The following is a 13,256-nucleotide window of genomic DNA, read 5'->3' as shown; positions in this document are numbered from 1 at the left end:
ACCTGGTACCACAATATTGCGTTGCTAGAGAAGCTGAAGGATCCCCAAGAACGCCTCTGGTATGCTCGCGAGGCGATAACTCATGGTTGGAGCCGGAATGTCATGGTGGCGCAGATTAAGAGCCGCCTGTATCAGCGGGAAGGCGGGGCCGTCAATAACTTTGCCAAGACGCTACCTGGGAGCAGGTATAGGCCGCATAGAGGGCAAAGCCAACGGCGATTAGCTTGACTAAAAACATAAGCATTGATCGTGACTGATGGATCGAAGACATCCATCCGTAATTTAGAAAACTTCCGCCGCTGATATCAGCGCTCAAAAAAGAACAGAGATACTAAAAAAACATGACGCGGGCTTTTGGGGTCAATGATCAGGGATATACTACATGCAAGGCATTCTGGCGTCGCCATGAAACTACCGGAGCTAAAGAAAAAAGTTTGGAAAGCCTGGAGGCTTTTCAACGATGCTAGTGGTGTTATCACCCAAGAAGCGACGTTTGTTGAGGACGTAAGGCGTTTTGGTGATCGTCGCTACAAAGTAACCTGGATTAAAGCGCTGGCTCAGTTTACTGCCCAGGCCAGCTATGAAAGCTGCCTGGATGCTTACATGCTGGTGCTGGATAACTTCAACTTCACAACCGATCGTTGGGACTACGAGTATCGGCATGAGATTCTGGATGCGTTTCTGGCCTATCCAGATGCACTCGACCTGATCCGAGCGGGTCTAGAACAGCTATTTTCGTCTGAGTTTGCCCCCCGTGAGCGAGAGGAAGCCGATGGGTTTTTTGAACTGGTGGAAGAACGAAGCCAGCAGCCAGGAAGAGACGGCCTCCCAATTAGACTTGATCGGCGACTCCCAAGCATTAGCCCCGCAGCGTAAACGAGTTGATGGAGCGATCGTCAATAAGCGATTCACCCAGTCAATTCGGGATAACGGTGGTGCCGGGGATGTGTTTCAACGGTCAGTTGTTGAAGAGACGCGAGAGCTGTTTGACTGCACCGTTAATGAGCTGTATCGCGAAACGGGCGGTAAGAAGGGGCGTCGGGAGACGTTGCCGCAAGCAGCGCAAGAAGCCTACATGGTCAATGAGAGCTTGGCGGCTAACGAATTGGATCGGCAGATTGGCACGATTGGTGGTGACAGCCAGGACGAGGTTAATGACCAGATTGTTGGCTCAGTAAGGGAAACTTCGAAGAATACCCGTCGTTGGTTGCCTTGGTGACCATTCCCGAAGATGAGCTAGTGGGCTAGGAACTATTTCTAGTGTTCATTCACTGTTCAATTTGCTTGGCAGTCTCTGGCTCAATCTCTGATGCTCAGATGAGCTTCTGGCAGGGCGCAAAACTCATCAAATCGAGGCAATGCCTCCGGGTTAAAGCGGCACAGTTGAAAAGGGCACTCCTGCCAGGGCGGCACCACCTTTGCCGATTGGGGGCCAATCATTGCAAACACGCGAAAGCAGACGAAGGGCATAGACTCGAATACATTTAGCCCAAACTCAAATCCCCCATGCTGGATGCCTTCTATTTCCCCATGTTGCGGGTTGCTGAAGCTAATTACTAGTTCGCAAGAATCCTTAACCCACTGGAACCGATCCCCCTCGGCCTCGTGGGGGCGGTTCAGGCAGTCGCCAATACGGATGCCTTCTAAGTGGCCTGATATGGAGGGCTTGGCTACTGAAGTGCAGTAGCAGCATAGCAAAGGACTACTTTCGCCAGAGTAAGTGGATACCCATTTCGGTAGCAGCGGATCAGCAGCAGTAAACCTTTTGAGCTTATTGTACAAGCCTTACGAAAGATTGCTGGTATTAGAGATTTGAGGTTCCAGACATCTATAAATCTTTATTCTCGATGGTTTCAGAAATATTACATAGTACATTGCCAGTACTGGCTTTAGCACTATCAGAAAAATGCCTCAGCAAAACCAGCTGTCTCCACAATCTAAGTACTACAGGGACAGTGCTTTCACACGGCTAATGTTGCTCATTACGACTCTGCTTAGATATCCAGGAGTAGGGTACCTTCATCAGGCCAAATTCTCAGAGGAGCACCACAATGCTCTTCAGGAGGTTCATGACTATTTGTTGGCTGTAGCAGCAGAAGAAGGTATTTCCATCAAATGCTCTGTTCATACTATCCATAAGGATTTAGCTTTCCTTCGTTCCAAGGGGATTTTAGGCTCCCAGATGTATCGCTGGGGCTATTACCTGGGGACTGGGGTCATGAACCAACAGGAATTGACCGCTGCCCTTAATGCCTTACATTCCCAGGCTGAATATCAGCGGGATGTTCAAATTCAGGAACTTTATAACCGGCTCATTCGCCGCCTGAAGGGTATTGAGTCTAAGGAGCAGTTGTTCTATCCGGTACGGGCGCATCTCAATCGCTCCATTGTGGAAACTGACCCAGTTAAGATTACGGAAACTTTTAGCGATCGCAACCTCTTTGATTGTTTGGATGTTGTTGAAACAGCTATCACCAAAGGCCAAAAGATTCGGCTGAACCGTAAACCTAGCCCCTGGCTCGACCGCCCTGGAGAGTCCTTTGAAATTTGGCCCTTGCAGTTGCTCTATTACGACATTGCCTGGTATCTCATCCACGAGACCTGTGAGAATGGCCACCTTGCAGTTTCCCGCATTGATCGGCTTGAAGACCGTTGCACCGTTCTGGATACCCGAGGCCGCAGCATAGCTGCTCAACGTAGCAGCTTGAAGTTAGCCCATGAGTTGCTGGCAAACGGTTGGGGGTTGTTTCTAGGTGACTCTGATGAACAACGGCAAGAACTTATCGGGCGGTTGGACATGGTCGAAGTCATCGTGCGTTTCTTTCCGCGGGTGATGGGATTTGTCGCCGAAGGCCCCCTTCGCCATCCCAGCCAACGAATTGAACCTCATCCTCCAGGTCCGCTAAATAAACAGACTCAATGTGTAGATTACATTGTAAAGTTGCCGCCCCGCTCTTTGAGGGAGTTTGGCTTTTGGGTCTATCGCTTTATGGGGCAGGCGCAGGTGAGATCGCCAGAGTATCTGGTCGAACAACATCGCCAAGCTGCCCAACAACAGGCTTCTCTGTACATGGAGAACTTTCAATAGACAATACTCGTTTAAAGAAAGTATTTTCCGGATAAAACTCGAAGCTTTAGAAAACCTTGTTAGGAGGGCTTTTCATCTGTCGCCTAAGATGCGTCTTCAGTCTTGTGACTTCTTTGGAAAGACCGGGCACTCTTGAATAAGATGCAAGCAACCGATGGGTCATATGCTTTCCGCTACACGCCATCGGCGGGCTTTTTCCTGAGTAACATCATGGATCTCTCCAAACCAGCAACCACCAAGCATATCTGGGCGCAGATAGAGCCTTACTGGGAACATCGTGACCTGCCAGAGGGCCAGCGATTTCTCGGCAGCGTCAAAATCACCCGCGAAGCGACCGAAGAAGTCCTCGATATCGTCAGCGAAAACCTCGGCAGAGTCGGTGCCATCACCCTCAATCGCTTGCATAGGCGATTTGGAAGCGATGACTCAAACTGGGTCAAAATCGTGACCTTTGCTCTGTCAGAGTATGCCTACTACGACGAAGGCGAAAATGGTTACTGGGATGGGCTATGCCAGCGCTTGAGGATTGAGAAAACTCAAGGCTCTCAACAGGCTTTGCAGCAGGTGATCTGGCAAGGTGTAGAACTGCTGGGACTGGTGCGGTCGGAGAAGGCTAATCGCTATGTCTCAACGCTGTGGCTCCAAAGTGGCATTCCCCGTCAGAGTTTGGAGCATTTTGCTGATCTGATCCAGAGCCTGGACTATGACTGGTGGGACATGGCCCACGCCGACCCAGTTGATCTGGCCCAATTACTCTGTGATGTCTGCGAACAGAAATTTCCACAACGGGGAAAATTGCAGACCTTTCTCAAAAGTAGCTGCCCAGAAGACCATGAAGAAGACATTGACCCAATTTCAGGGAATTTGCTGCAGGGACTAGCTACCGTTGCCCACGAACTCGAACGACGGGGAGAATCGCCGGAGTGCTTGCAGGACGAAAATCAACGCAACCGCATTTTGCAACACTATTCTCTACCCAGTACCTTCTTTCTCCGCAGTTGGGACAGCTTGATTCGCGTGCTGACGCCTCGCCCCAAGCCTTCTCCCCAGCGATCTATCGTCAGCTTTCGTAAAAAGCCTCTTTCCTTACGGTTAGACCTTGAAGACACCTTTGATATTCAACTAGCGTTACCAGCCCAGCAGGTTTACCGCAAAGACTGGAAAACTTTACAGGCGGGTTACTGTCAAATTCCAGAAGCGCAATGGGAGGGCGATATCGACTTCGGGCGTCGCACGCTCGAAATTCCAGAGTTGCATCAGACGGTTACCGAGGCTACTGATCAATGGACATGGCAGCTGCGATCGCACAACCAGCAAGTCCTTTGGGAATGGCACCATGACGGTCTTCAACCTGATCAGCTGTGTCTAATTTTCGATGCCGAAACGGGAGATGTGCGATCGCCCCAGCAATTAGCTCTATCCTCCGAAATCATTCTCTTCACTCCAGAGAGCGTCCAGCGCCAGTACAGCGATGGTCTGGAAATTATCGATAATTTTGTGCCATGCAGTTTGTCAGGATGGCGGGGTCATTGGCTACAACGTACCGGAGTCAATGCTTCCATACAACTGACCCAAGGCCATCAGAAACAAGCCTTGTCCTGGCTAACGGCTCCTCAACAGCCACAACTTCAAGGTGCCAAACTCAAGGGTCGTCAACCGACATTTCTAGATACTCCCACCCTTTGGTATCCGCCGCTACCTATTGGCAAAACCCTAAATCTGCTGATTGAAGACATGGATCAGCGTGAAATTCTGACTGAGCCCAATCAACAGATCTCCTTGCCTCCCCAAAGTGGCTGGCTGGCAGTGGACTTAAGTCCCTGGATCACTCAACCTGGTACATATTCGGTGCGTCTGTGGACAACCGCCAGCAATTGGTGCACCAAATTTTCGATCAAGCAAATTTTCCAACTTCAGAAAGACAACTTGAGTAGGTCGATAGAAGTTAAAAACCAACAAGGTATCTCCATAGAGTTTCCCTATCACAGTCAGGGAAGCCATGACTTCTGGTTGAGTACGTTGACCTTCAGAAATCTCTGGCCATTAGAAGAACGGCAATTTCTCTTAAGCAATACCAAACAGGAGATTGTGTTCACAAAAAATGCGTCATCTTCGGGAGATATGCAGTTCGACTTAGCTTGTCTTCGGGATTCTGTCCCAGAAGGAGACGGTTATACTCTTGATTATTTTTCTCTATCCCAAGAAAGAGAAGAAAAAGCGGGAGATACATCTGACGAAGCACAAGAGGCTAATCCTATAGAAAAAAATCAATATTATCTAGTGCGCTCTAAGGAGCATAAAGCTCGTTTCGTCAGACAGATGATTGAACATAAAATCAACTTTCGAAATTGGGAAAAATTCCTGAAATGTGCCATCCAGTGTGGCGATGTCAGCATAAAATGCGAGGCTTCTAAAAGTGACTGCCTTTCAGATATTAAATGGATATGTTTAAGCCTTAAGAAAGAATTAGGAATGCAACTGCAAATTATTTCACAAAATTAGGGATTAAAGGATTCTTATGCTGGAAAAACATATTATTTCTCTATTGAGTCAGCATCGCTTGCCAGGTGCGAAGCATTTGCCGCAGGCTATTGCACAGCATCAAGTCGTTCGGCTGCTGAAAGATACACTATCTCCGAATCAAAACAATGATTTGCTTGCTTTCGCAGAGTCGGTAGATATTGAATTGCATAACCTAGAGGCACAGGGAGAAATATTACTAGGCACTGGCAGGAGAGTTTGCGTGGCACAACCTACTCTTTGGGTTGATGCAGAGGAATTTATTACGTCACTTAAGTTAATTGGAGATCGTGCCTACTTATCCCTAATCCACCAGCTATTAGAGACTGGACAAGATCCTGGTGAAACCCTTGTTAGACCTCGATCTCACAGCCTAGCTCGTATTAGAGATAAGCTCAAAGGTTCAGGGGTTAGTTGTCTGACCATTGATCAGTCATTAGGTAATCTACCTCAGCCCCAAGTACCTTCCTCATGGAATTTAAGAGGCCAAGAGTGGTTAGAAACGCCCCTTTCTCAGCCTGGAGAAAGCTGCAAGGTGTATGGTTACCTTCCAAAGTGGGGGTCACAAAGAGATCGCTGGCAACTAATTGCAAGTCAATCACACTTTTTAAATCTGCCTAGGTTAAATCTGCTAAGAGTATCTGGCGGAGTCTTCCTTTGGGCAGAGCAAGGCCAGTTTTTTGAAATTACTCCTGACGAAGCATACCTGGCCATGTTTCATCTCGATCTACAGGCCCAAGAGCCGCTGCGAATCTGTTGGGATGAGCAATCTGGGCTTCTAGACCTGCGTGATACCTATTTGCCAAAGGCATTTGCTCAGTTGATTTGGCGCTTGTCCAATCCCAACTCTGAACACAATCGCATTCGTTACGTTGACGCTCAAAACCGACCACGGGTAAAAGCTGCTCTGGAAAGGTTGGGCTGTGTACTGGTTTAGTCAGAAGGAAGTAAGCCCGTGTATTTGAATCCAGTTGATGCGGCCCAGCAACCTCGTGAAGATTTGATTCGCTACCTGCTGACAGCCTATCCACTTCGGGATCCCCATCTCCGTTTCGGCTTCAGGAAACTCCTTGAAGAACCCGGCAATATTTATCAGCAGCCATATCTTGAAGGCGCACAGCCTTACCGAGCCACTTGTTCTATCCAAACCTTCGTAGAAGAGAATCTATTACACCCTGAAATAACTAAACTATTCAATCCCACCCGTGCTCTTTACCAACACCAGGAACAGGCTATTCGAACCGTAGTCGGGGAAAAGCAGAACATCGTTGTCGCTACCGGCACCGGTTCGGGCAAAACAGAATGTTTTCTGATTCCCATGCTGGACTGCCTCCTGAAAGAGCACGCTCCAGGGGTTCAGGCTCTCATTCTATATCCCATGAATGCCCTGGTGAATGACCAGGTGAAACGCCTGCGGCAACTCCTCTGTCAGCAGAGCGATCATCAGGAACTAATTCGATTCGGCTTCTACACTAGTCGAACCCAAACCGAGCCAGAGCAAGCCTTAGCTGCTTTGAAGGAAGAGCTGAAGGCCACTGAACGAGAAGAACTCCTAACATTGCTGCCTGAAGGCCAGCGAGAGCGGATGGGGCGACGCCGCTTGGACGATCTGGTTGAGTCAGTAGTCGAACGAGTGCAGGAAGTTCAGACGATCTCCCGTCAGGATATTTGGGACAATCCGCCCCAAATCCTGGTGACCAACTACTCCATGCTGGAGCATATGCTCATTCGCCCGACTGAGCGACAAGAGATTTTTGAGCGATCGCCTAACTTCAAAATGCTGGTGGTTGACGAAGCCCACACCTACAGCGGCTCCACTGGCACGGAAGTCTCCATGTTGATCAAGCGATTTAAGGCGGCGATCGGGCTTGAAGATGAAGGACATATTCGTTGTATTGCTACCAGTGCTACTTTGGGCGATCGCAACGATGCTACAGCCCTTAGCCAAATCACTGGCTTTGCTAGAGAGTTGTTCAGCGAACCCTTTCAGCATGTCATCTGGGGCGATCGAGTGACCGTTGCGGAACGTCTGGGGGACGCTTACGCTTTGCCTGAAGGTCTTGCCGAAGAAGACTTGTATGAGTATCTGTATGACCTGGAACTACCAGCTCTGGAAGATCCCCTAGAAACCTGGAAAGACTGTCTGAGCTATCTGGTGCCTTACGATGTCATTCAACAAGCTGAGCAGAACTCAGGAGGTGATGTTCATCAATTCCTTTGGTTTGCACTGAAAGGACATCCCCTACTCCATCGGCTGATTAATTTACTCAGTCAAGGCCCCAAACCTTGGAACTGGCTGGCGCGCTCTCCCCATCTTTGGAGACTGCCAACACGTCTGGATGGTAGTTTGGAGGCTCAAGACGAGGCCAGAGTCGAACTCGCCTTAGCGCACCTGGTACAGCTAGGCACCCTGGCTCGTTTGAATCCCGAAGATTTACCCCTGCTGCCCGTCAGACTTCACCTTCTGTTTCGCAGTGTAGAAGGGCTACACGCCTGTATCAATTCAGACTGTCCTGGTGCCGCAACAGATGAGCGGTTTAAGGAACGACCCCGACGCTACGGCAAATTATTTCTCAGCAGCAAAACTGGATGTGATGTCTGTCAATCCCCTGTGCTGGAACTGGCGAGTTGTCGTAAGTGTGGACAGAGTTATTCATTAACGTATCGGGGAAATCAAAATGAACTGCAACCTCTTCCTCGTGCATTGGAAACAGTTGAGAAGAGTGAACAAATCTATGTTTTGACATCTGGCCCATTGGACAGCATCACCGATGACGAGGGCGAAGAGATTCCAGAAGACTCCGAAATTCCTGAAAACGCCCTAATCGGTAGCTTTCTCATCCAGAAAAAAGATGGCTGGCTTGGTAAGCCTGGTAACAATCTACCGGATGATTCTGCTGCACCAGAAAACAGTTTTAGGCTTCATTGGCATATTCCGCCCAAAGCCAAGAACATGGATGGAGGATATCTAACAAAGTGTCCAGCCTGTGGTGCTGGACGCTCTCAGTTGTCTGCCATCGGACGGTTTGTGTCTTACACCGATGCGCCTCTAGAAGTGATGCTCGATAGTCTGTTTGAGCTGTTACCAGAACCTGGAGAAGCCAAAGAAACCTTCAGTCAACGGAAACTATTAACCTTCTCCGATGGTCGGCAAGATGCTTCTTTCTTTGCCTCAGACTTTCAACGAACGCATACCGAAACCCTTTATCGGCAAATGGTTTGGCGGGCTTTTGACGAAGTCCAACAAGATAGCTGTGCCTCCGTCACTAAAGTTCAGGAAGAACTCATTCGTCGTTTCTTAGAGGTCTCCATTCCTCATCCTGATCGGCTGGCAGATTATCACCATCGCAGCTACGTGTTCAGGGATCCGGTCGATGAGGCTGCCCAGAACCGTCAGGATTGTGAGGATCGAGCCCGCAGCCGGGCTAAAGAACTAATGTTGCGGGAGTTTGGGTTGCCCTCAGCGAAGCGCTTCTCAATAGAGGCTTTAGGATTGTTAGCTTGCTACATCAACTGGGGCGATGATCTTACTTTGGTTGAAGATACGACTGAACGGTTTGGTATAGAAGCTTCCGAAGCTCAGATTTTCTTAACCGGCCTAACTAACATCATTCGTTTACTAGGAGCGGTTGATCTAAAGGGAGCCTCTAATTACTTCCCTGAAACCGGAGGTGTAGAGGGCGGAACACCGGCGCGGTTGCATAAAGGGCGATCCAAGCGCTACATCAAGCTCAGACGTGACCCTAAGGATTCCCCAGATGCGATTGGCTTCCTTTGGCGGAAAAATAAGCAAGGGGAACCCACAAAGCGTCAGAACCAGATTGTTTCCTTCTACTACAACTTCTTCAATAGCAGTTATCCTCCAGAGGAAGCACTGTTCTGGCTATTCGATGAACTGAAAAATTGGAAGTATTTCAAGACCTTTGAGGATGGTCAACAACTCAACTGGGAACTGTTTTCTCTATACGCCACCCAGTCAGATTGGTATCAGTGCGATTCCTGTCAGCAACTCTTTCACGTTCCGGGACTGGCTGAGGTTCAACAATTTTCTAAACTAGCGGTCAATCACTGCCTGGCGTCACAATGCGATGGACGACTACATCACTGCAGCCCGACCTCCTCTGATGCCCCTACCTTTCAAGAACACCACTACCGCCACATTATTCAAAATCGAAAAATTCTTCCTCTCCGAGCCCAAGAGCACACGGCTCAGTTAGGCACCGGGGAACTGGCCCACCGAGAAAGCCGATTCCGTCAGGGCAAAATTAACCTCTTGAGTTGCTCGACCACATTAGAAATGGGGGTAGACATCGGTGAACTGCAGGCTGTTGCCATGCGAAACTTTCCACCCCACGTCAGCAACTATCAGCAAAGAGCTGGGCGGGCAGGTCGCCGAACCGATGGGGTGGCGATCAGCGTCATGTATGGGCAACGCCGTCCCCATGACCGCTACTACTTTGATCAACCTGCTGAGCTAATCAATGGCCGCAACCAGGTACCTCGGCTAGATATTGGTAATTTCCAAATTCAACAGCGCCATCTACGGGCAGAACTCCTGGCTCAGTTTCTGAGAGCCAACTATAACAAGGGTGCTGAGCATGTCAAAATCGGCGACTTCCTTGACATCCCAGACGAAGAAAGTGATGACGCATTTAAGCCCCTCAAGGATCTTGCTAGCTCCTCATTGAGCGTGCAATTCCAGGAGTGGTTAAGTGGATCAACGGCCAGAACGCTATTAGAAGCATGGTTGCAACTTCTAAATAGCCAGCAACCCATCGAGGCGACTTTAGATGATTTCCGCAAAGAGCTGAATACCTTTCAGAGCGAGCAACTTGAAGACTGGAATGGATTATCGGATCTGCTAGAAACGCTCAAGTTAGAAATTCTTGGGGAAAATAAGGCTAAGGTGCGACGGGCACTAGAGTTCAAGCGAGATCGCATCGAAGATGAACTCCGCAAAATTCAGAAACGCCAACTCCACGAAGAATTGGCAAAGGCCAGTATTCTGCCAATTTACGGCTTCCCGATTGATGTCGTCCAACTATTAACCCAAGATAGTCGGCAGTTCAATGCGAACCAAGGCAAGCATCGTCTCCAGCGAGACCGACGCATGGCTCTGGCAGAATATGCACCGGGTCAAGACATCGTAGTTGATGACCGGGTACATACCAGCGTTGGCATTCTAAGACCAGATAATTTGGCGAGTTGTTATTACTGGGTTTGCCCCCATTGCAATTTCTTTGAGTCTCGCCGCCATGAGTTTCAACATGAAGACTGTCCCACTTGCGGAGAGGCCATCAAAGGCATGGAGCAGAGCAGCCGTTTGTATAAAGTCCCTAAGTCTTTTACGACAGACTGGAATGTCACACCCAGGGTGACTCCTTACCTCAAGCCTCTCAGACAGCCGACGTCTCAGGTATTTTTAGCTCAGGAAAGGGAAGAGCTAGATACTATTCCCCATGAGCTGTATGAGCTGACGTTAAGCCGTGGCGGTGATTTTTTCCTGGCAAACCAGGGAGGACGAAGCTTCAGAAATTTGGGCTTTGCAATCTGCGATCGTTGTGGTCGTGATTTAAGTGATGTTCTTCCTAAAACCCATACCAATCGTCGTAAGGGCCAACGAGAGCATTCTCATCCGGTTACTGGGAAACCCTGCTCAGGTTGGTATCAACGGGTCCACCTCGGACATGAATTCTCCAGCGACCTGCTCAAAGTTCGATTTACTCGACAGACCAACCCACCACCGCTATTTGAAGACGTTGTGCATCTTAATGCGGGGGATACCATCCAATCAGATATCGGCGAATCAGAAAACCTGACCTCGTCAGGAGGAAAGGGCTTTTGGCGCTCTCTCACTTATGCTTTGCTAGCAGCAGCAGCCCAGGTTATTGATGTACCACGGGCAGAGCTGGATGGTCTGTTCAGACCCCCTGATAGGGAAACCGCCGGTATGGCTGAAATTGTTATTTACGACAACGTGCCAGGAGGGGCTGGATACAGCCAGAGAATCGCAGCCCAGTTTGATGAGATCATACAACGGGCTTATCAGTTGGTGGAATCATGCGGATGCAGCAGCAGTTGCTATGACTGCCTGCGCACTTATACCAATCAGGTCTTTCATCATGAGTTGGATCGTCGGCCAGTGGCTAATTTCCTACGATTGCTTGTCGAGCGAATCAATCCCGATCCAGTGTTAGAGTCCTTCGCACCGGATGCAAACCGAGTACCCCTTGCCACTATGGCCGAACGTTTACCTGGTTATAGCGATAATGCCCGCGCAGAAACCATCCTGTATTTACCTGAAATTGCGGCTCCATTCACCCTCGGACTGTTGACCCAATTTGTGCGATCACTAGCGAAACAAAACACTCAACTCAACCTTGTGGTATGCAAAGTTCCTGAACAAGACTTGGGGCAAGAAACAGGGAAATTGTCCACCGATGAGGTCAGAGTTTTACGGAAGCGGCTATCCCAGTGGATTGATCAGGGCTTAGTAGTGCTGAGCCAAAAGGACTCTAGTATGCAACCCACCCTTTGCATTAGCAGCCAGTCCTCTAATCGTGTCGCCCTCCAGTTGCGTCTATCTGAAACGGGTGCACCGATTGAATGGTTCCAGACCCGCAGCCAGAGAGGTGTAGGAACCGTTTTGCGGAACTTGAAAGAGCTACAGCACAAGGCTTCTAAGGTTTCTGTTGCAGAACTAGATGACCCACAGACTGAAGTTATTTTCCCCGAGCCTAATTGGGGTCAGTTGGATTTGGCAGGACTCCAGGATCGTTTAGGGTTTAAGACAATCCTGGCTAAAGGCGAAATCAGCAGTGCTCAGTATAGCGATCGGTACCTGGATAAAGCAGGGGCATCGGTTCTAGCTCAACTACTGACATTGAGGGCACCAGCTGATTTCCAAATGAAAGTGCATATCCAAGAGTCTTACAACGAGCACAGCGAAAGGGACAAAACTCGCCGTGCGGGCGTTGAATCTGCTCTAAAGAGACATCTAAGCAACTGCCAGCTGAAGATGCGATCTTATCCTCGACGCTATTCTCCTCCCTTTCCCCATCGCCGAGAGCTTGAAATTACTTACAAGTCAGGAGAAGTGTGCAAAGTTCTTCTAGACAAGGGCATGGATTTTCTACAGCAGCAGCCTTCTGGGCTCTATGAGATAACAGAGGCTACCTACTTGGTTGTGACTTACTCTTAGCCCGACTATTCAGTCTCAATTCGGCTGTGTCCAAATTCAAACACCTATTCTTTTATTGCATCTTTCTTAACAATTCCCAAAGCCCTAAAAGCTATTAACAGCAATGATTTCAGTGTTCGCTCAAGAAAATTGTTGTTAGCCTCAGCGGTGGTTTTGGTAACGATTGGCAACGAATCAACGAAGTTGATTGAAGTTGAATTGATTTAGTTGAAGTTGATTGAAGCTAAGTAAACTCCGACTAAAACGTTCAGAATGCCCATGGTGCAAAGGACTGAGCGATTTCTTGATACAAAACTCAAAAGAAGCGAGAGTGTTTGCTCATTGGGGCTGAGCTGACTGCTGGCTTTAGAGATCGTCAGAGCCGTGTCACCGACCGATAAGGAAGCCCAAAAATAGATAAGGAAGTCCAATTAGCGTGACATTTTGGATCAAAAATGCCTTTTAGGA

General features: G+C 48.9%; 8 protein-coding genes. 7 read left to right on the top strand and 1 reads right to left on the bottom strand.

Annotation, left to right across the window (positions count from 1 at the left end; translation table 11 throughout):
• The 4 genes from JUK32_RS13600 to JUK32_RS13585 form a co-directional block, all read left to right on the top strand.
• A partial coding sequence (locus tag JUK32_RS13600; protein WP_239112644.1) for a DUF1016 N-terminal domain-containing protein occupies nucleotides 1-228 on the top strand: 228 nt, incomplete at its 5' end.
• 177 nt (nucleotides 229-405) lie between these two features.
• Nucleotides 406-876, top strand: a complete 471-nt coding sequence (locus JUK32_RS13595) for a hypothetical protein (protein ID WP_239112643.1) — start codon at nucleotides 406-408, stop codon at nucleotides 874-876.
• A complete protein-coding gene (locus tag JUK32_RS13590; RefSeq protein ID WP_239112642.1) occupies nucleotides 839-1,219 on the top strand; it encodes a hypothetical protein in 381 nt (126 codons plus the stop codon). The genes JUK32_RS13595 and JUK32_RS13590 overlap by 38 nt, the downstream gene beginning before the upstream one ends.
• Before the next feature lie 999 nt (nucleotides 1,220-2,218).
• Nucleotides 2,219-3,088, top strand: coding sequence for a YafY family protein (locus JUK32_RS13585; RefSeq protein WP_204139398.1), 870 nt, complete (start codon nucleotides 2,219-2,221; stop codon nucleotides 3,086-3,088).
• Nucleotides 3,089-3,247: 159 nt separating this feature from the next.
• Here JUK32_RS13585 and JUK32_RS13580 read toward each other — a convergent pair whose 3' ends face one another.
• Complete coding sequence (locus tag JUK32_RS13580) at nucleotides 3,248-3,493, bottom strand: hypothetical protein (RefSeq protein WP_204139397.1); 246 nt, start codon at nucleotides 3,491-3,493, stop codon at nucleotides 3,248-3,250.
• Nucleotides 3,494-3,643: 150 nt separating this feature from the next.
• Between JUK32_RS13580 and JUK32_RS13575 the strand changes: the two genes are divergently transcribed.
• The 3 genes from JUK32_RS13575 to JUK32_RS13565 all read left to right on the top strand — a co-directional run bounded on the left by JUK32_RS13575 (nucleotide 3,644) and on the right by JUK32_RS13565 (nucleotide 12,809).
• A complete protein-coding gene (locus tag JUK32_RS13575) occupies nucleotides 3,644-5,590 on the top strand; it encodes a hypothetical protein (RefSeq protein WP_204139396.1) in 1,947 nt (648 codons plus the stop codon).
• A 16-nt stretch (nucleotides 5,591-5,606) separates the two neighbouring features.
• Nucleotides 5,607-6,545, top strand: coding sequence for a hypothetical protein (locus JUK32_RS13570; protein WP_204139395.1), 939 nt, complete (start codon nucleotides 5,607-5,609; stop codon nucleotides 6,543-6,545).
• 63 nt (nucleotides 6,546-6,608) lie between these two features.
• Nucleotides 6,609-12,809 (top strand): DEAD/DEAH box helicase, encoded by a 6,201-nt coding sequence (locus tag JUK32_RS13565; protein WP_204139394.1) that lies wholly within the window; start codon nucleotides 6,609-6,611, stop codon nucleotides 12,807-12,809.
• Nucleotides 12,810-13,256 lie beyond the last annotated feature (447 nt).

This window comes from Halomicronema sp. CCY15110 (assembly GCF_016888165.1).
Taxonomy (GTDB): Bacteria; Cyanobacteriota; Cyanobacteriia; order Phormidesmidales; family Phormidesmidaceae; genus Halomicronema.
This window is presented reverse-complemented; position numbering and strand designations above follow the sequence as displayed.